The following is a 21,379-nucleotide window of genomic DNA, read 5'->3' as shown; positions in this document are numbered from 1 at the left end:
CTCTCTTTATTGTCATTTTAATACGGACTCAAAAAAGGAAGATGCGCAATGCGAAGAAGAATCAGCTTACCTTTAAAATTATTTTTTATCGTGTTTGCGTTTGTATTAGGCTGCATAATCTTGATAAGCCAATTGTCCTATCGCTATGTCCAAAAGGAAATAAGAACCAATGACATCTTCTACACCAACCAAATACTTGACAAGGTCGATCAGTATTTCACCGTTAATTTTTCCTCCTTCCAGACGATCCTGTTCTCGGTCGAAACATCGGTGAAAGCCAACATTGACAATACGGAAGTAATCAAAAAGCAATTAAGAGAGCTATATGAACTCAACAGTAATTACGTCAGTAATATTTATTTGATTAAAAGCGATTTATCCATTGTAGGCGGAAGCACGCCTACCCGTATTTTCGATGAACCTTTAGCGGAAAGAGAGCCTTTATTTCATGCGGCCGACAAGAACAGAAGGACGACCTTCGTCAGTGATCCTTACAAATCCAAGTATTCCGGCTGGACAGTTACGATGGTTCGATATCTGAATGGCGCTCCATTTCCGATGGCCATTGCCGTAGATTTGGATCTAAATGCTATTGAAGAAACCTTGTTCAAGATTAATAAGCAGGAACAAATGAATTTGGCTCTGATCACCGCATCGGGTAAGATCATTGCCGGATTTTCGGAAAATAGAGGACCGCTAAATGTTCAAGATCATACTTTTTCAATCGGTGAAACGTCAGCAGAACAAATTCTGGATAGGGCAGAAACAACCCTTCAACTGCATACCAAGGACGGCATGCCGGTCTCCTTACTGAAAAAACCGACGGAGAAATTCAATTGGACCATTATTTCGATCAATGATGAATCACGCTTGAAAGCCGCTTTATCCAGATTGGAAACCTATTATATCGAGCTTCTAGCTGCTGGTCTTCTCTTAAGTTTGTTCGTTTCTTTTTTTATTGCCAAGTATATAAGGAATCCGCTCTATGCGCTCAAATCAAAAATGAAACGGGTGGAACAAGGCATCCTTACAACGACAATAACGATTAACCGAAACGATGAGTTCGGAGATCTCTCCCGAGCCTTCGACCGTATGCTGCAGCAAATTGTGGAATTGATTCGGCGAGCAGAGCATCATAATGAGCTTGAGAGGAAGCTGGAGATTCAAGTGCTGCAGTCTCAAATAAACCCTCATTTTCTGTATAACACGCTTGGTTCAATCAGCAATGTTATTCGTCTCGGACAAATAGAGAAAGTAGATGTGGTGATCGGATCGCTCATTTCATTATTGGAATACGGGATTGATGACGCTTCAGAGAAGGTTTCCCTACATCAGGAATTACGAAATGTAGCGGACTATATCGAGATCCAGAGCATCCGGTATAACAGAAACTTCCAATTGATTGAAGATATCGAAGCAGGGTTAATAGATTTCCCAGTTTTTAGAATGCTGCTGCAGCCCCTTGTGGAGAATAGTATCTTCCATGGCTATAACGGAGGAGGGATCGAAGGCCCGATAACGATTCATGCGTACAGGGAGGGAAGCATCGTCATCATAGAAGTCGTTGATCAAGGCGAGGGAATTCCAGCTGATAAAATAAAGCGTATTTTAGTTTCAGAACCGAGTGATGTGGAAGTGAAAAGGAAAAGAATCGGGTTAAATAATATTCATGGCCGAATTAGACTTCACTACGGGGAACAATACGGGCTCCAAATCGTGAGCATACCTAAGGAAATAACCCATGTACGCGCCATATTCCCAGCAGACTTGCTAAAAGGAGAAACATAATGGTGAGAGAATATACCTGCTTCATTGTTGACGATGAAGACCTAATCATTCAAAGATTGGAATTGTTTTTTAATGAGCTCTCCCATAGGGATAAGCGATTTGTTCTAGTGGGAAAAGCGAACAATGGGCTGAATGGGATCGAGGAAATTATAAAGCTTAAGCCGGATATCGTAATATCCGATATCGTTATGCCAAGAATGGATGGAATCTCCATGATTGAGCAGCTAAAGCCGGAGCTCCCCCATACCCAATACATCCTTTTGACCGCCTATTCATCCTTTGAATACGCCCAGCGAGCTATTCATGCCAACGTATTAGAGTACATTGTTAAAGTTCCGCTGAGGGAAGCGGATTTGAATCGGGCCTTATCTAAGGCGGCTGGGATTTTAAATGAAGTGAAGAAAAAAGAAGCGGAATTTCAATCGTTAAACGTATCCGTGCTTGAAAATAAATATAGAGTCCGAAAGCAATTTTTTAACGAGCTTATCCGAGGCGAAATTCCTTCCCATCGGGCATCGGATTTTGCCAATCGCATGCAGTTCCATTTCTTTCAAGCCAACTATTGCTGCTTCATTGTAGAAATGAATACTTATGAAAGTTTCCGGAACGAATACTCAGCCGCTGATCAAAACATCTTGAAATATGCGATGACGAATGTAATCGAGGAAACGGTGATGAATGGCGGAAGCGGCGTAGCTGCGGATCTGTCCGATAATCGTTTTATTGGTTTTCTTTCCTGGGAAAATAACCGCAGTGATATGGAAACGGAATATGCTTGCCAATCATTAGGAGGACAGATCGTCTCTCATTTGCAGCAATATTTGAATCAAAGGGTATCCGTCGCTTTTGGAGGTCCGCACCGAGGCTGGGAATCGATTAAACAAGCATACTCGGAAGCTAAAAATGTGAGTGAGGATTTCTATTATCATACTGAGAAAGTAGTAAAAACACCCATGCATCGGTTCCAATACCATAATGACAAAAAATCAGACTTTCAGCAGAAACTGGCTGATTTTCTTATATGGGTGAAAAGGAAGATTTCCAAGGAAGAGCTGGAGAGTGAACTTGCTGATTTGAACCAATTTGTTTCGGACCATAAAATCCAAAAGTCTATCATGGCACCCATGCTTCGAGACTTATATAGAGACATTACTTTGAAGTTTAAATCAGGGAACAAGCTGGCCACGGAAGTAGCTGAATTCCCCATGGAATTTATGGCATTTCAAGAGCAGCTTGCCTATATTGGCGACTTCACATTCGAATATGTACATGCTGGACAACTATTACATCGTGCAGAAATCATGAGTGCTATGCAGTTTATAGAGAAAAATCTGAAACAGCGTTTAACGCTGGAGGCTATTGCCGAGGATGTGAATTTGGCTCCGTCGTATTTTAGCAGCTTATTCAAAAAAACAATGAACGAAGGCGTGATCAGCTACATCAACCGTAAAAAAATTCAATTAGCTCTCGAGCTGTTAAATGTTCAGGATTATTCTTTATTGGAATTGTGCGAGGAAGTAGGAATCGTCAATGAAGGTTACTTTTGCAAACTATTTAAAGAATATACGGGTGAGACTCCTAAGCAATACCGGATAAAAATGACACGGTACGAATCCAAATAAGGTTGCAAAAAATGTATGATTTTTTCGCGAAATCATGTAAAAAAAAAAGGACCAAAACAATTACCATGATAGAAGGATCTAATCATGGAGGTTATCAAAATGGAGCTTATAAAAGCAGATGTAACCGTCGTAGGCGGAGGTATTGCTGGAATTTGTGCTGCTATAGCTGCCGCACGCCAAGGGCTGCAGGTTTCACTAATTAATGATAGGCCGGTTCTTGGGGGAAATGCGAGCAGCGAGGTCCGGGTTCATATCAACGGGTCGGCATATCTCGGAAACAGTCCATCCTATTATGCTCGTGAAGGCGGGTTGGTAGAAGAACTCAAGCTGAAGATCTTTCATTATAATCCGTTATACAACAAGAAGCTTATGCTTTCGCTTTCGGATACGGTCTTGCTCGACATGGTTTATGCTGAGCCTAATATTTCTCTATTCCTCAATACATGCGTGCATGAGACGGGGATGGAAAACGACAGAATTAAATGGGTAGAAGGCCTTCAACTCGCTTCTGAAAGAAAATTTCGTTTTGAAAGCCGAACCTATATCGATTGCTCCGGCGATGGCATTGTTGGATATCAAGCAGGTGCTCACTTCCGATGGGGAAGAGAGGCGAAGCATGAATATAAGGAGGATTTGGCTCCCGAAGTGGCGGATCATTACACTATGGGCGATACGATTCTGTTTCAAGCCCGTAACGTAGACTATTCCGTTCCTTACAAAAGACCTGGCTTTGCGTACGATATTACGAAGTTGCCATTTTTCGATAGTATTAGAAAAGGCTTAAACCATCGCTCTTTTCCAAGGAAAATCAACGGGCTTGGCGGATTGTGGTGGCTCGAATACGGCGGTCATATGGATATTATCAAGAATAATGAAGACATCGCATTGGAACTGCGGAAATTGGTATACGGGATTTGGGATTATATCAAAAATAGCGGCGAGTTTGATGATGTGGACAATCTCATCCTGGATTACGTATGCCCGATTCCGGGAAAGCGGGAGTCGAGGCGATTCATAGGGGAGCACATGCTGTCTCAGAACGATCTTACAGCAAAGCCTCATTTCGAGGATGCAGTATCCGTTGGAGGCTGGTATATGGATCTGCATGCGAATAAAGGCATCTACGATGAGGGTCCGGCTACAGCGTGGAATTTCGTGCCGGGATTGTATAATATCCCTTTCCGCAGCTTATTTTCACGCAATATTCCTAATCTCATGTTCGCTGGCCGCAATATAAGTGCTACTCATGTCGCTTTCGGGTCTACAAGGGTTATGGCAACCTGCGGTTGTATGGGGCAGGCGGTAGGAACGGCTGCTGCGTTATGCTTAAAATACGAGGCAGACCCCGCGGAAATAGTCACAGCCCATATGGGTGAGCTTCAAGCGCAGCTGCTTCGAGACGGGCAAACGATTGTAGGGCTTCAAGAGGAGTTGGATCCTTATTTCGCTGACGGATTAACGATTCATGCCTCGTCTCAGCGAAGCTATGATAATCTTCATTCAACTGAAGAGATTTCCTTGGAGAACGCGTTATGTTTGGTCTTGCCGATTCAGACATCCACGGCTGAAAGCGTACGGATCAAAATTAAAAATAGGTCCGAGCATTCGGAAACTTTGCAAGTGAAGCTGTTTGGCGGGGAGCGGAAGGAAAACTATATTCCCGCCAGCGAGCTGAAAGATTACCAATTAGTTATAGCAGCAGGTCACGATGACTGGATTACGCTGGACCTCAGCTGCAAGAAGCCGGCTGACGACAAAATCTACATCGTACTGGAAGGTGCGGCGAGCCTTGCTGTTTATGGCAATGAAGAGAAGTTGACAGGAGCGGTCAGCTTCCATTATAGGCCAGAGGTTCCGTCTAAGCTGAAGAAGCTTAACAAGAGCATTTGCTTCAAAGACCTGGTGCCCTCCCAAAATATGTATAGCCCAGAGAATGTCGTCAATGGCTTCTCCAGACCTTATGGTCTGCCGAACGGTTGGATATCTGAACGTACGAAAGGACAGGAATGGCTGGAATTCTGCTTTGCAAGCCCCAAAAATGTGGAGGAAATCCATCTTGTGTTCAATTCACGGCTGGATTTGGAGCATTTTGACGATCCGATCGAGCTCCTTATCCAAGATTATGATGTGACCTTGACCTTAGAAGACGGAACCGAGAGTGAAATCATTATCCGCGGTAATTATCTGACACTGAATAAACATAAGGTGGATGCGAAACGCGTAACCCGAATCCGGATTCATTTCTGCGCAACCTACGGTTCTCCTTACTATGAAGTGTTTGCTGTAAAATGCTTTGCTCCGAAATTAATAAGTGAGGGCAGGTGAAGTCGCGATGAAGGAACTATTCCCTCGAAGAGGGCTGCCTAATGTTATTTCGAAGTTGGAAAATGGGGAAACCGTGACAATTGTCTATTTTGGCGGCAGCAATACGCGTTCTCAAGGATATAGGGTCATGACGGGAGATTGGCTTCGAGATAAATATCCCAATTCGGAAATCCGCTCTGTGAACGCAGGCATTGATGGGACAGGATCAGACCTCGGCTGTGCCCGCTTGGAGATGGATGTACTGCGTCATCAGCCTGATCTCGTGTTTGTCGAATTTGTTGGTAACGATGGCGGAGTCCCCGAATCCAAGGCGCGGATCGAAGGAATTGTCCGACAGATCCGCAAGCGAAGCCCGTTTACCGACATTTTGTTCGTTTATACGCTGAAGGAGCGAGATGTGCCCTTATTTCAAGCCGGCGAATACCAGAAGGGGGCTATTATGCAGGAGGAAGTGGCCGATTATTACGGTATTCCTTCCATTCATCTGGGCGTAGCGGTCAGTCAATTGGTATCCGATGGAAAGCTCATTTTCACCTCAATGGCAGAGCAGTCTAACCAGGGAGCCGTTATTTTTACGCATGATTCGGTCCATCCGACAATTCCCGAAGGGCATCAGATTTATACGGATACAATTACCCGGTCATTTGAGAAAATAAGCGAGCTTCGCGATCATCAGGGAAGACTCGAATATCACTTGCCTCGGAATCCATTGGTCCCGGCTAACCCTTGGGAGTATGCATCCATGCTGCCGCTGGATAATCTTACTCTTTTTTCGGAAGGATGGTCTTACATGACCCCCGATGATTTTGCGTTAGTGCGTGAGTACAATTGGTTGTTCCCTGGCCTATGGCGAGCTGTCGATCCTGGAGAGGCTATAACTGTGCAATTCGAGGGGACCCATCTCGGGTTATTCGATATCGGGGGGCCTGATTCTGGCCGATTAAAGGTGTCAGTTGATGGAGGTGAACCCTTCCTTATCGACCGATTCACACCCTATAACGATCATAATCGAAATCAATATGTTTTCTTGCCGGAGCTACCGAATGGGAAACATACGGTTCGCTTCGAAGTCGATCACGAGAAGACAGACAAAGCAGCCGTGTTTGAGGCAAGCGGCAATGCAAAAAGTATGAACCATGTTCGGCAGCATCCAGCTTGGTATGATCAAACGGTCATTCAGCTTGGGAAGCTACTAGTGGTGCAGCCGCCATTATAATAGATTTGTCCACTTGGAAAACCTACATTCTATCTGACTGCAATTGAGCGGTCAATTAGGATGTAGGTTTCTTTTTTAGATATACGAATTTTTGATAGAAGATTTTATATGTTTCACACGATAAAGTATTCTTCAATTTCTATGAGAAACGGATACCCTTTTCTTATCGCTTAAAATCTTATAAGAAATTGTTAAAATGAAAGAAATTTCATGGTGATGTGACATGCTATGATAAAAACGAAGGAGCTGGATTAGCTGATGGATTAGGCTAATTGCTTTTTTACGATCATTCAAGCAAAGGGGGCATTATTATTTTGGAAGCGTTATCATTTAAAGGAGAGGCTGTGAGTGGTTTGGTCAAAAGGAAGCTGTTTTTCTTCATCGTTTTCATGTTGACGATAGTAGTTCCTTTCAGCCTGGTCGGAATAACGACCGCTTATGCGGAGAACTTACCTTATCAGACGATTATCATCGATGACGGAAGCATCACGATCGATGATGTTGTGACACCTGATGCGGGTAACGAGAACAATGGATATTCGGCTCCAAATTGGACCACTAGCACAGGGGTGAAAGGGTATGATCATTCCAGCTCCAAATATACGAGTACAGCAGGCAGATCGATAACATGGAATCCGCGCTTGGAAGCAGGAACTGCGAAAATATCGTTATACAAGCTTAACTGGGAGGATAAGGCTGATAGCAATGTAAAAATCGAAATCGTTCATAATGGAACGACGGATGTACTCTTTCTGGATCTGAGACCCTCATCTGGCCCTCCTGTGGGATGGGTTGATTTGGGAGAATACTATTTTTCCGGGGTTGGTGAGGAATTCGTTAAAATGACACGGTCTACCAGCACCACGAGCACGATACTTACGCGAGCAGATGCGGTCAAGTTCGAAGGGAATATTCAGCAGAAAGAGCCGCATAAGACGATCATTCTTGATGATGGAAGCCTCACGATTGATAATATCGTCACCGTAGATGTAGGTAACGCGAGTAACGGGTTCTCCGCTCCTTATTGGACCACAAGTGCGGGAGTGAGAGGATACAATAATTCCAGTTCCAAGTATACGGACGCGGTAGGTAGAAGCATCACTTGGAATCCACGCTTGGAGGCAGGGACGGCGAGAATATCGTTCTATAAGCTTGATTGGGCGGATAAAGCAGACAGTAATGTAAAGATTGAGATTGTTCACAACGGGATTACGGATGTTTTATTTATGGATCTTAGACCTACGTCAGGTCCATCGGTCGGATGGGTGGATTTGGGGGAGTATTATTTTAGTGGTGATGATACCGAATTTGTCAGGCTGACTCGAATGCAACCTACGACGGGCACGATTATTACTCGGGCCGATGCAGTCAAATTTGAAGGGAATATCCGTCAGCAAGCTCCGCCGTTGCCCGCGCTGCGGAGCCGTACATTAGCGAATCTCAGTTACACAGAAAAAGGCAGCATCGAAAATGCAAATTATAAGGCGACCTTTTATGAGGCAGCATGGGATGGAGGCAAATCCATCGTTCGTGACATGTTCTACAAGAACACGGACACGGGGAACTGGATGCCAATAAACAATGTGTCGGAAAGGCTTGAGGAGCAGTGGGTTTTATTGGATGGGAATGCGGGGAGCCGAACCAATTACTACGATACGATGAACAAACGCTGGATTACATTCGACGAGATCCATTTTCCCGACAGCCGGACGGCGGTATTAACCGATTCTATGCATGGCAGTGATTACGATTTTGAAGTGAACTGGTCCATGTCAGGAGATAAACCAGATGTTTCCTTCGCCTTCACGCCTCGCCGTGATGGTAATTATGTAATTGGATATCAATCCTTCACAACAGAGCAAATCTCTGGCATCAATGAAGTATTAAATGGATTTAGGTCGCATGCAAAAATGGTTGGTACGGTGGAATCCACAAGCCTTAGGGAGCTGAGCGCTCCGATGAGTCTGGTGGAGAAGAATGACGGTGCGGAGAATCCATTGACGTATGGGGTATTTGTACCTTCGGAAGAGCTTCCGGTTGAATTTGAACCGACGGGAGGCGTTACGAAACAACGGCTTGGCATGAGCCTTGTCAACAACGAAGGCAGCGTGCAGCCAATCCTATATGCTCCTCAGTTAGGGACTTATTCGCAAATGAGCGCAGAAAACACCTATCGATTTCATATGGGGCTAATCGCACAAAAAAGCAATCTTTATGAGTCCTACGCGGACATTCTTCGCAATGAGTACGGTTATTCGGCATACCGGGAAAATGTATCAGATCAATCGCTTACTGACGCAATGTTCAATATGATCGATCTGCTTAAGATTGAGCCGCAAGGGGACGACTCTGTTCAGTATGTCCCGTCACCCAGCGGATGGTGGAGCCGTGCCAAGGGCTTTATTGATATCGAAAACGAGGATAGCGTTCGAACAAGCTCGAATGCAGTCCTTTTGGGGGCTTATTATTTGACTGGGGATGACCAGCTTTACGATACGAGAGCATTGCCGTCCGTCCAGTATGGCGTATCGCGAAATGGCATCGGTTGGTCGCCGACGCAGAAGAAAGTATATGGCGTGCCTTCGTTATGGAAAATGGCCACCCTGCCGTTCGATGTTTCAAGCGTAGCCGCTGTCAATCAGATGATGGGCACTTCAGCAGGAATTGGGGCGTTGGCAAAGGAAGAATACCTCGTGCGTGATCCTGACCAGAAAGACCGGGGTCCTGTCATTCAGCCCCTGATGATGTATCGGATGACGGGAGATGCGCAGTATTTACAGGCTGCCAAGGATGCAGCCGACAGCTATATCCTGCAGTATATCGATACTCCTGAATCCGTTAATGTGAGTAAAAATGAATTCATTTATTATTATAGCAAGCTGTGGATGGAGATTTTGGAGCTTTACGAGGAAACACAGGATCCCAAATACTTAAATGCCGCTTATAAGGAAGCCAAACGGTATGCCACCATGTTCGTTGCTCGACCAGTTCCTGAAGGTACCGTTACAATTCCACAGCCCGAGACGTATAATTACGCGGAGTCGTTCCATTGGCCGGAAAGCGGAAAATACCAATATCCTAGGAGCAAGCTCCCAGAAGATGTAGCAGGAGGCGTACAAGCGGATAGTTGGCTTGTTTCACCGAGCGGATTGACGTTTGAAGCAGGAAGCACAACCAGCTATTATCGGATGAATGCTCAGGAAGCTCCATTCATGCTGCGATTGTCGCTCTATACAGGTGATAAACTGCTGCAGGATATCGCTCATAATTCGGTTATTGGTCGATATTCCAGCTATCCAGGTTATTACTATAAGGGCTTTGCCGTTAGCCAACTTGAACCGGATTTTCCTCTGGAAGGCCCAAGCGGGGCTACATCCATCTACTATCACCATATTCCGGGGCAGCTCGGGCAAACGATGGATTATTTGATCAGCGAACAATCATTAAAATCGAACGGGAGTATTACATTTCCTTCCGTATTCGAAACGAATTTTTTATGGTTCAAATATCACCTTTATGGCAATAAACCAGGTCATTTCTACGGTAATTCCGACGTTTGGCTCTGGATGCCCAAGGGAATTATCCAGACTAACGATCCTCAATTGAACTGGATAACGGGAGAGAGCGGGGATAAATTCTATATCGGGCTAAGCAACGCATCGTCAGATGAAGTTCAGACTTCGATTGAACTGAATGAGCAAATCATTGGTTTCAACCCGTCACTAGATTATACCGTAACCATCATCCGCGATAATGGCACACCAGAACAAACGGTTATGAGTGGCGGAATTATTCAAGCTACGGTTTCAAGCAAAGGGATAACCGCTATCATTGTTGAGGGACTCCAGATTGATGTGCCGCTGCATCAGGTTAGAACTGCTGATACATCGGATGCAAGCTACTTCTTCGATACCCACAGTCCAATCGATGCGGTTAAAGGGATGCTGATCGTAAAGCCCGACGAGACGGTTTATGATGCTTATGTACAGGCAAAAACGACGAAACCAGCGACAATCCATTATTCCTTGGATGGCGGGGCTACGTATACAACCATCCCAGATACGATATATCCGATGGAATGGTCAATACGGGTGAACGACTTATCTCAAACCTTCACTTATTACGTGGAATCGGACGGGAAACAAACCCGCAAACGGACACTTTATCTGCCTGATAAGGTATCCGAAACTCCAGTCCAACCCGATTGGCAGGAGGGTTCATCTATTATTGTAGATAATACCGAGGCGGAGACAGAAGGGGTCTGGATAAGGGATACAACGGCTAACGACTATTACTACGATAACTATGTGTATGCCAAATCGACCGCCGGCACAGCGACAAGCAAAATTATATGGCGGCCGGAGCTGCCTGATACTGTTACTTACAGTGTGTATTACAAGCTTCCGCAAATAACGGCTGCGAGTGAAAACTGGGCAACGAATGCCTCATTTAACGTTTATTATAGCGGGGGCTCCGAGACGGTTGCCGTTGATGAGACAACGGCAAATGGAACTTGGGTGCACTTAGGCGATTATCCTTTTGCAGCAGGGAATAGCGGGTACGTGGAACTAACCAATAAGGCCAATAAGTCTCGTGTAGTTGCCGATGCGATCATGTGGGTGGACCCGAACAGGATGCCGCAATTAGAGTCTGCGGTGATCCTATCCGATCGGAACGAGCTGCAGATGACTCAAACTGCACAACTGAGCGTAACCGGCTATTTGGATAACGGTTTGATCGGTGATCTTACACAGGCCAATGTACAGTATTTCGTTGATCGTACGGATTTGGCTGAAGTAGACAGCAGCGGTAGGTTGACCCTTCTAAATCTTGATGGAGACACAGATCACATTGAGGTATGGGCCACTGTAACGATTTACGGAGTGACCTTAACAACACCGCCTTTGACCATCGCGATCAAGGACCTAACGGTTATCGTCGACAGTACAAATACAACGGGGTTATACACGACAGAAGGGTCTTGGAGCCAAAGCAACTTAGCCGGATACAAAATTGGGGTTAAGTCCCGCTACTCTACAGTACAAGGATCATCAGCAACGTGGAAAGGCCAGTTTCCAGAGGGGAAATATACGGTCTCCATCTACAAGATCGTCCATACGACGGCAAACGATAATTATGTCAAAGTGGAAGTGAAGCATCAGTCAGGTACCGAGGTCACATATATCGATGCAACAGTTGGCTCATCGGGTTGGGTTAATTTAGGAACGTTCAACTTTACAGGAGACGGCAGCGAGTATGTTCGTTTAACCAGGGTTACTCCTACAACGGTAGACCCGCCAACACTTCCTGCCGATATGATCTATACGAGGGTTGATGCAGTCAAATTCGATCGGCATTCCGTTAATCCGGAGCTGATTGTGAATGAGGCGCCAGGTAAACCGACTCTTTCGAATAATAGCGGTGCTGCGACAGGCTTACATGATGGCAATTATGATGTTGCGATGAATATGTGGTGGGGAACCAATGGCTCACTATATAAGTTGTACGAGAATGGCCAATTGATCCAAACAAAGTCATTGCCCGTTGATTCGCCAGCTGCCCAAACTTCCATTATTCCAATTCAAGGCAAGCCAAATGGAACCTATGTGTATACATGTGAGTTATCAAATTTGTATGGAACGACTTCATGTGATCCACATACCGTCACCGTGGCTGATGCGAATCCTGGCAAACCTGTGTTATCCAGTGACAACTGGGATCAAGATGGGAACTATACCATTACTGCAAATATGTGGTGGGGCACGAACGCAGCACAGTATCGATTATATGAAAATGGCGAACTTATTGAAACGCAATCTTTATCTTCACACTCACCAAATGCCCAATCGGCAAATACACAATTTTCGGGAAAAGCTCCTGGCATTTATCAATATCGCGGTGAGTTTATGAATGGAAGCGGAACAACGGTAAGTGAAGTTATACAAATTATTGTAAAATAACCCTAAGAGCTGAGTGGATGAGAACGATCCACTCAGTTTTTTATTTTTGAAATTATGTATTGAGCTATGCAAAATGCTTGTAAAACGATGATATAAGAAGACAGCACATTTTTGGAACAGATGCCAGAGCATCCGACCGTGTTTATTCTTATTTGGGGCAGTGGACCCTCAAAAAACGTCCAGATTGTCATAACATAAAGCTCCCACTACTGAAACCCTATTATTGACACTAAGTTACGTACTTAATTGTAGATTAGGGTGTATATAGTAGGTAGTTAAATAACATTTACATAAGTATAAGGGGGATGAACTGGAAACTGGATATTACTCATTTACTGGATGAATAGAAAACCATTTGCGGTATGGCTTACAGGCCATTTATAGATAGGTATACAAAATACAAGTTATAATTTCACGAAGAAAACTATCATCGAAATGATCAAATCACTGCAACAAAGTACAAACCATCCCTGACTGCTAAATGGGCAAAAATTAACGATGAAAGTACAGAATAGTTTTCAGACATGGGTGGGGCATTTAATCCTAATTCTGGCGATATAACGATTGCAAAGTGATATAAAACTTTCGCTTTATGGATCAAATTGAATCTTCGAAAAGCATGCCTGATTTCTGGCGTGCTTTTCGTTTTTGTTTTTATCAACGCCTAGATTCAAGACAAGTTATTAGCTTAGATGGTTGACTTTATTTTGTGTATTAAATAACCCGTCTACAAAACCGATAATAGTAAATGTAGGAAATTATTGAAAAAAAGGGAGAGACTTAAAATGTCAAAATGGGGTAAAAAGAGCGTATACATCATTCTGTGCTTAGTCACGATGGCAGTATTTGCAGGTTGCGGAAAAGAGAAAACCGAAGAAGAGAAATTGCAAGAACAAGTACAGCAAGCTTTCAAAGATGCGGGGATACAACTAGATAATTCGTCTCAGTCAGATGAAAAACCTACTGTAGAGTCAGAACTAGCGGAGATCAACAACTTCGTCACCAGAGATATTTGGAACGATGGTCTTGTTAACATCGGTCACTTTGCCCACAGTGGTACTTCTGCAACAGGAGAAACCATAGATATGGAATTCATGATCCAGCAACTCGGCAAGGCGATGGAAAAGAAAGCAGAATACGATAAGTATATCCAAGAAATAGATTCAAAATATGATGAAGTGAAACAATTATGGACGAAGGTTTCAGGCGAGATTGATACTTTGTATAAAAAACTTCAAGATAATCCTCCGAAGCCTAATGACTCAGACTACGAGTTTGATACCGGATTGTATCAGCAATACAAAGATGCTTTTTCGGAAGAGGTAGAAGCACTAAACCAAAAGTAATAAACTACATAATTCAGATGTGGAGCAGCTTTGTAAGATGACATAAGTACTATTTCATTAAAAGCCGCAAAAATTGCGGCTTTTTTTATTTAAGTGTGATCAAGTTCATGTTTGGTCTAGTACAGTCATCATCGAAAGGTTAAACGAAGTCATTTACAAAAAAGTGCTGAATAATTTGACATACTGTTGTCAGCATTCCCGCCCTATAAAAAAGGTTGAGAATAATTAAACGGCTGGAGGTATCACCATGATCCCATCAAACAAAGTAATTCTTAATCGCTCCTGAAAATGAAATTGAACCTTCAAAAAAGCGAAGACGAGCAAGTGTGCTCGTGTTGTGCAGGAAAACTGCATGATATGAGCACGGGAGTAGGCGGAAGTGAAGCTCGTGGAGAGTGCACCGGCCGAAGCTTCAATCGGTCGATGCGGCGTACTTCCTCACGTCCGGCTCAAATGTCGTTCCATTGGACAGGTCCACCTCCACGTGGGTAGTTCCGCGATCGTCGGTCAGCACGAGCATGCGCGAGCCTACGAGGGGAACACGGTCGGAACTGGTGCGCATGTGCGCTGAGATGACCCGAGGAGTACCCTCGACGATGTAACCTACCTCGACCTTGAATATCGGGAGATCGAAGAGCCAGCAGTTCGTGAAGCTCACGGTGGTCAGTGTTCCGATGAACGAGCAGCCCTCCACTCGGAGGCGCTCAATGTCACTCTGACGTAGCCGGGCATGTGCGATCGAGCCGGGCAACCGTAATAGCGCGATGGTGGCCCAGAGGGCGAAGGCGGCTCCGATGACAGCGCCAAGCTCTGGCGGGATCGTCGGCGACGTCCCGATGGCCTCGAGGTTGAAGGGGCGCGACGGATCGCTGATCAGCGTCCAGATCAGGAAGACTCCAGCGATTACGACGAGTCCTCCTGCAATCGCGAGCGACACGAAGAGGCCGGCGACCCTGGTCTGTCCGAACTGTTCTACCGCTCGCAAGTACACTCCGCCAGTCACACCGATTGCGACGAACAGCAACAACACTGCGACGCCCACCGTGACCGGATGACCGAGGAGCATGCTGATCTCCGGTGTTGGCGCAAGACCGAATAGGGAACCAAACGGCACGGAGCCGGTCAGCGCCCACAGTGCAGCAGCTGCGAACAGCCACGGCAGCAGCGGAGTCGCGTGTCCGACGCCACGTCCCGGCAGCAGCGCAGTCATTCGTCCGCCTTTATCCGTAGTGGAAAACAGCGGCAGCATCTCACTGTGCTCATGTTGTCCCTCTGCAGCATCCCTCATAAATATCCTTCACCTCCATAATTTTTTAGCTATATTTTACCACTTATTGACTACTATATTGACTCATTCCCGAAGACTTTACAATAGGAAATAAACTCACGAACATGCATTAGAAGGCATGAAGAGAGCTGGATTTCACATAAAATATGGGCCTGTGATGAGCCTTGGGGTGTTCGAAGATTGTATGTACACGACTCGATTGGTAAGCTTACCAACATTCTTGCTCATGAACATTGATACTCTAACAGCCAATCGTAAAGGGACCCTGATTTCTACATCTAATGCGAAAGGATAGTTCAATAAATCAGTAGCGAAGCTATGGGTTTGAAACCATCATGTGAGTGACAGCAACTTTATAATTAGGGTGTGTTATGGAGCCAGTTGTAGGATTAGATGGGGCTAAAGGAGCCAGCGTCGTTCAGGCTTTTCTACGAAGGAACGAACCGTACGGGATATTTGAGAGTATTGCACACGAGTAGAACGGTTTTGAACGACTGGGAGAATTGCTTTATGAATTGAACGTACTCTCGGGCAAGGTGCCGGTCATTATTTTGGAATATTGTTTCTATTGGATGAAAATTGGTGGGCAATTTTTCCAGATTTTTTAGAGGAAATCGAAAAAAACCTACCCGAAATATGAGAAAACGCCGTTGACCTTAAGCAGGTGACCGGCGTTTCCATATTAGCGTTTCGGCATTTTGCTCTCATCCATGTACAGCAGGTTCCAACGGTGACCGTCCAAGTCCGCAAATCCTGCGCCGTACATCCAGCCGTCATTTTCACTCGGCTTGCCAAAGATGCTTCCTCCGGCAAACTCTACTTTTTGAATAAAGGCATCTACTTCTTCTCTGCTTCCAGCGCCAATGGAAAATATTACTTCTGCGCAATGGGAAGTATCTGCGGTTTTTGAACCGGTAAATTTCTCAAACGCCGCATCCGGGAACAGCAGAATCGTTGTTTGGCCTATGGCAAGCTTGGCTCTCTCGTTACCAACACTCACCGCATAGAATCCAATCTCATTGAAAAAGGCAGTTGACTTCTCAACATCTTTGACTGGTAGGTTAATCCAAATCTCCTGTGACATGGCTGTTGCCTCCTGGAATAAATTTTTAACTTCTCCTACTATACTCTACTTCTGGCTGTAGAAGCGAATTTTATAAAAGAAACAACAGAGTATGACATTCCTGTCATGCATCCTGCGATTTACTTAGTAAATGCCCGCTCCATAATAAGGGGTAAACGTTCGACAGTATGCAGCAGCCATTGTCAGAATAAAATAAAGAATTAGACTGACGTTACTTCATTAAGCCAACAAGCAGGATCGCTTAATCACATCTAGAATAAATATAGAAAAATACAAACATCATTTATAAGTCGAAGGAAGAGTGGGGGAAGTTTCTTGGATGAGATTGCAAAAATCGCAAAAGAATTATTAAAGAATATTGAAGAAAATAAACGGAATCTTTTAAGCAGAAATGATGATAAGAAGGTAATCAATTTTTATGAAATAAATAAGCCATATGGTTGTTTCTCGAATTTTTCGAAACATTCAATTACATTACAAAACAAAGAATGGCCAACAACGGAACACTATTTTCAAGCTCAAAAGTTTGTAGGTACCGTTCATGAAGATGAAATACGTTTTGCAAGTACGCCAATGGATGCCGCCCGATTAGGCCGAGATAAAAATAAACCACTCCGTAAAGATTGGGAAGAGTGCAAAGTAAACATTATGCGGGAAGCTATCGTCGCTAAAATAGAACAACATCCAAATGTTAAGTCCATTCTCTTATCAACAGGTGATTGTGCCATTATCTTAATTGAAAAAGAGGTTTTGAATCAATGAATAGCAAAATGATTTGGGGGATAGTATTATTAGCGCTGAGTTTGTTTTTTAAGCCATTATTGGCGATAGTGGGGCTGAATGAAACGTTGTTCGGATTGCAATGGCAAGGTGAAACTGTGTTTTCATTGCGTCCATTCTTAGTTCGGAGTATTCTAGCAATAATTGGTATTATCATGCTTATCATCGGCGGTAAGCAAGTTGCAAAGCAGAAGAATAAATAGTTGAAAGGATCGAGAGCACAAAAATTAATCTTGCTACAGTATTGAACGTTTATATCAAGGAATTGAAGACCGAAAAAGATTATGAAAATCCCCAAAGGGGATTTTTTAATGTTCGTAGAACAAAAGGAGCCAGTGAGGCTCCTTTTGTTTGTTATTATCACGATTTAAGAAATGTGACACATCACGAACTTTAACATTGTCAGATGACAAGAATATGAGCCGATTAATTACCGCGTAATTAACGAAAATATACGCTAAGCCCTCAATCCGGCTTGGCGTTTTTTCTTACTTTAACCTGAAACGGTATGATCATTCAACAAGCCGAGTATCAAAGTTCTATTTATTTCTAACTCGTGGATGTCGATTTGCCATTCTCTCGTTCGTTGTCTTTATAACGGCGAAGTTTAGCTGATCCTGGATGAAGGACATCCGGGAGATACGCAGCGGTCGGAATCGACTACACGACACGAAAGGACAGGGATAAAAATGGGGAAAATCATCATGCAGCAATTCATTACGTTGGATGGCGTCATGCAGGCGCCTGGCGAACTCTATGAATTCGAGTATGGGGGCTGGCAGCGGTCCTATGTTGTCGAGGAGCACCTGGCACTCATTGTCGAGCAGGCCCACGCGGTTGAAGCACTTCTTCTGGGGCGTAAAACTTACGAGAGCTTCGCGGCAACATGGCCGTCAGCGATCGGCATGCGGGGGCTGGCCGATCGGATGAACGGCATGTCGAAGTTCGTGGCTTCGAGAACCCTAAGCCATGCGGAGTGGAATGCCACAATCATCCATGGCGACGCGGCAGAAGAAGCAGCGAAACTCAAGCAGGAGTTCAGCGGAGACTTGTTAGTCGTAGGCAGCGGCGATCTTGCACAAACGCTGATAAAGCATCATCTCATCGACGAATACCGGCTCTGGATCCATCCTGTGATCTTAGGTCGCGGACAACTGCTGTTCAGAGAAGGGGTCGAGAAGGCTGCTATGCGCCTCATGGACGCCAAAACACTAAGCACAGGTGTCACAATTCACATCTACCAGCCCGAGATAGGCAATTAACAACAAAGCCATCTGAATTCATTCAACCAGAGACGTCTCCATCATCGTTGTGCAAGTGGAGATGGGATGTCTTTTTACCATTCAGATGCCGATCAGCGATCGACAATACGAACGATAGGGAGCTATCTCGGCAGCTCCTTGTACATCTTCACAAAATAAAGGTTTTTGTATAGATGTACGGATAGGCGTTAAGATAACGGGCAGCTTTAGACATATTCGAACGGAGTGAGAGGTATGGATGTACAAAGTATTATTTCCAAAATTATTGATTGTCTTAAGCAAATCCATGGTGTGCAGGCTCTGGTTTTAGGTGGTTCAAGAGCTAGGGGGACTGAAAACCCCAACTCTGATATTGATATTGGAATTTATTATAACCTAAACAATGGGTTAGATATTTCACACCTTGATCGGATAGCTTCCACCTTGGATGATGATAATAGAGTCAATTTAATAACAGAAATCGGTGGCTGGGGTCCATGGATAAATGGTGGTGGTTGGCTGAAAGTGCATCAACAACCGGTCGATTTTTTATACCGTGATCTTAATATAGTGTCAAAAGTAATTGACAACTGTCTCAGAGGGGATCTTACAATCGACTATCAACCGGGACATCCTCATGGATTTATCAATTCTATATATTTAGCTGAAATCGCGTTGTGTAGGATTTTATGGGATCCAACAGGTCTTATTGGAGAAATGAAGTCTAGAACAAGTCCATACTCGCACGTTTTGCAAAAAGCAGTAATTCAAAAATTTTTATGGGAAGCGAATTTCTCCTTAGAGAATGGGAAAAAAGGTATCTATAAAAATGATTTATCTTACTTTGCTGGATGTTGTTTTAGATCAGTCTCTTGTTTAAATCAGGTTTTGTTTGCACTTAATGAAACATAATGGATGAACGAAAAAGGAGCTGCTGCTATCGTCGATACTTTTAGCATGGTCCCAAGCAATTACTCCCATAGAATAAACAAGATATTCACCTTAGTGACAGAAGAGCAGGCCGGTTTGGAGAAAGCTCTAAGCCTGTTACATGATCTGATTCACGAAACAGACAATCTAGTGAAAAATAAAAATCTGCTGAACTAACGCGACACTATAGCTCAATAAGCAACTAGAACGAGGCTGCCGGTACGGATCGGCAACCTCGTTGCACTAACGGGCAGGTTAACGATGATTAAGTTAAAATTATTCGTTGTTAGGAGGAAATTATTAACCAATACATGCGTCATATTGGTGATTTTTTTATGATCCAATGCAAGTTCATTGATCAATCCGTTTAAGAAAATTGCAGCTGCAGTATTATAGAAAAACATTGTGGTATGACTGAAAAAATGAACATTGAAAAATATGGGAAAAATTAGTTTTTACAATGGGAACTTTACATGAATTTAGAATTACAATTCATGATGAGCAAAATAAACTTTAAGGATTAACTCTAAAATTAACTCTAAGGATAATTACGACAGCTGAATTGTAGAATTACTAATGAAATTAAACTCTAGATTTTATTAGTATTAATTCACAAGAGCAAACCGTTTAATTTGGAGCGGAAGTTGTATGGAATTTTCATTATAATGAAGTACATAAAATGAAAGCAAGAGTAAGTGAAGTAACAGCAAGTTAAAGATGAATCAGTCATTAATGTTAATTTCATTACTACTACTTCACAAAACTCGTATTTTGTACATATGTTCACAGATCGATTTAAAGCCTAGTAACAACTGAATTTTCCATGGCTTGTGTCACAATCTATCTTGTATTCTTAGCATTGTTATTTTGTCCACACACCCTAAATCGAGGAAGCGCTCTCACACTCCCCCTTTATCCAATAGAAGGCAGCCGGTATCATTAGTATCGGCAAATTTGATTGCTATTAATCAAATATAATGATATTCATAGGACGCACACTACGCCAGCACCTCTTGAGGTCGCATCGAGTTGGCTGCGCGAAGTTGTCCGCTAACAGTGGCTTCCCGTCCACTCAAGTGTCTATCTGTGAGCTACTGACTTCCTCAAAGAATATTACAATCATCCTATTCATTTTTGTTCCATCAGATATAGGGAAATCAACACTAAGCTCCTCTAGACCCTACTTATTTTGGAAACAGATAGTCAAACTGCTTCCGGAATATATCAGCACGGCGCGGATCGGGGATAATATTCTATCATCTGCAAACTGAACATATAGTATGATTTTCACCTTTACTTATTCTATAGCTTTGTCTATACTCTTGGTGCAGAGGCCCTCTTACATAATTCACTAATATTTCTAATTAAAGGAGATGTAAGGATGAAGAAAGGTATATTTTCCCTCTCACTTGTTTTAGTCATGCTTTTGAGTTTTGCAGCAACAGCATTCGCTGCGTTTAGTTACACTAGCCCGAACGTCACAATCTCAAGCGGAACCATTAAATTTGGACATGGCGTTATTGTTAACACGGGTAAATACCGTGATACTTTGACGATTAATGTTTATCGCGGGAACACATTTGTTGCTTCCAAACAAATCACGTTGAACCCTCAAGAATGGACTTATCCGGGTTCTACAACCACACCATTATTAACAATAGCAACTGGACAACCAGCTGGCGAATACCGTTATACGTTATCAGCTCCAGGGAGCTGGCATGTTATGGCAGGTTTTGCGAGTTAATAGCGAATAAATAGAAATTATCATTAAAACCTCTCGTCTATGACGAGAGGTTTAT

General features: G+C 43.7%; 13 protein-coding genes and 1 pseudogene. 12 read left to right on the top strand and 2 right to left on the bottom strand.

Annotated features, from left to right (window positions below):
• The first annotated feature begins 48 nt into the window (after positions 1-48).
• From MHH56_RS15705 to MHH56_RS15680, 6 genes are all read left to right on the top strand, one after another.
• Complete coding sequence (locus tag MHH56_RS15705; RefSeq protein WP_339209228.1) at positions 49-1,788, top strand: histidine kinase; 1,740 nt, start codon at positions 49-51, stop codon at positions 1,786-1,788.
• Entirely contained in the window at positions 1,788-3,410 is a 1,623-nt protein-coding gene (locus tag MHH56_RS15700; RefSeq protein ID WP_339209227.1) for an AraC family transcriptional regulator, read from the top strand. Before MHH56_RS15705 ends, MHH56_RS15700 begins: the two co-directional genes overlap by 1 nt.
• 99 nt (positions 3,411-3,509) lie before the next feature.
• On the top strand, positions 3,510-5,735 hold the full coding sequence (locus tag MHH56_RS15695) for an FAD-dependent oxidoreductase (protein ID WP_339209226.1): 2,226 nt from the start codon (positions 3,510-3,512) through the stop codon (positions 5,733-5,735).
• 7 nt (positions 5,736-5,742) lie between these two features.
• Positions 5,743-6,951 carry a GDSL-type esterase/lipase family protein gene (locus tag MHH56_RS15690; protein WP_339209225.1) on the top strand — a complete coding sequence of 403 codons (1,209 nt, stop codon included), beginning with the start codon at positions 5,743-5,745 and terminating at the stop codon, positions 6,949-6,951.
• A 314-nt stretch (positions 6,952-7,265) separates the two neighbouring features.
• On the top strand, positions 7,266-12,911 hold the full coding sequence (locus tag MHH56_RS15685) for a hypothetical protein (RefSeq protein ID WP_339209224.1): 5,646 nt from the start codon (positions 7,266-7,268) through the stop codon (positions 12,909-12,911).
• A gap of 785 nt (positions 12,912-13,696) precedes the next feature.
• Complete coding sequence (locus MHH56_RS15680) at positions 13,697-14,257, top strand: hypothetical protein (RefSeq protein ID WP_339209223.1); 561 nt, start codon at positions 13,697-13,699, stop codon at positions 14,255-14,257.
• Positions 14,258-14,669: 412 nt separating this feature from the next.
• Here the strand turns inward: MHH56_RS15680 and MHH56_RS15675 are convergent, their stop codons facing one another.
• Positions 14,670-15,506 (bottom strand): hypothetical protein, encoded by an 837-nt coding sequence (locus MHH56_RS15675; RefSeq protein WP_339209222.1) that lies wholly within the window; start codon positions 15,504-15,506, stop codon positions 14,670-14,672.
• 139 nt (positions 15,507-15,645) lie between these two features.
• Here MHH56_RS15675 and MHH56_RS15670 point away from each other — a divergent pair.
• A pseudogene (locus MHH56_RS15670) lies at positions 15,646-15,782 on the top strand (glyoxalase); the annotation flags it as partial.
• Between the two features lie 445 nt (positions 15,783-16,227).
• Here MHH56_RS15670 and MHH56_RS15665 read toward each other — a convergent pair.
• Positions 16,228-16,629, bottom strand: coding sequence for a VOC family protein (locus MHH56_RS15665; protein WP_339209220.1), 402 nt, complete (start codon positions 16,627-16,629; stop codon positions 16,228-16,230).
• Between the two features lie 315 nt (positions 16,630-16,944).
• On the opposite strand from MHH56_RS15665, the gene MHH56_RS15660 reads away from it, so the two are divergent.
• The 5 genes from MHH56_RS15660 (at position 16,945) to MHH56_RS15640 (ending at position 21,324) form a co-directional block, all read left to right on the top strand.
• Positions 16,945-17,391 (top strand): NADAR family protein, encoded by a 447-nt coding sequence (locus MHH56_RS15660; protein WP_339209219.1) that lies wholly within the window; start codon positions 16,945-16,947, stop codon positions 17,389-17,391.
• The gene (locus MHH56_RS15655; protein ID WP_339209218.1) at positions 17,388-17,612 is read left to right on the top strand and encodes a hypothetical protein; all 225 of its coding nucleotides are present in this window, start codon (positions 17,388-17,390) and stop codon (positions 17,610-17,612) included. The genes MHH56_RS15660 and MHH56_RS15655 overlap by 4 nt, the downstream gene beginning before the upstream one ends.
• Before the next feature lie 501 nt (positions 17,613-18,113).
• Positions 18,114-18,671 (top strand): dihydrofolate reductase family protein, encoded by a 558-nt coding sequence (locus MHH56_RS15650; protein ID WP_339209217.1) that lies wholly within the window; start codon positions 18,114-18,116, stop codon positions 18,669-18,671.
• Positions 18,672-18,905: 234 nt separating this feature from the next.
• On the top strand, positions 18,906-19,562 hold the full coding sequence (locus tag MHH56_RS15645) for a nucleotidyltransferase domain-containing protein (RefSeq protein WP_339209215.1): 657 nt from the start codon (positions 18,906-18,908) through the stop codon (positions 19,560-19,562).
• A gap of 1,399 nt (positions 19,563-20,961) precedes the next feature.
• Positions 20,962-21,324 (top strand): hypothetical protein, encoded by a 363-nt coding sequence (locus MHH56_RS15640; RefSeq protein WP_339209213.1) that lies wholly within the window; start codon positions 20,962-20,964, stop codon positions 21,322-21,324.
• Positions 21,325-21,379: the final 55 nt, after the last annotated feature.

This window comes from Paenibacillus sp. FSL K6-3182 (genome assembly GCF_037976325.1).
In the GTDB taxonomy this organism is placed as follows: Bacteria; Bacillota; Bacilli; order Paenibacillales; family Paenibacillaceae; genus Pristimantibacillus.
This window is presented reverse-complemented; position numbering and strand designations above follow the sequence as displayed.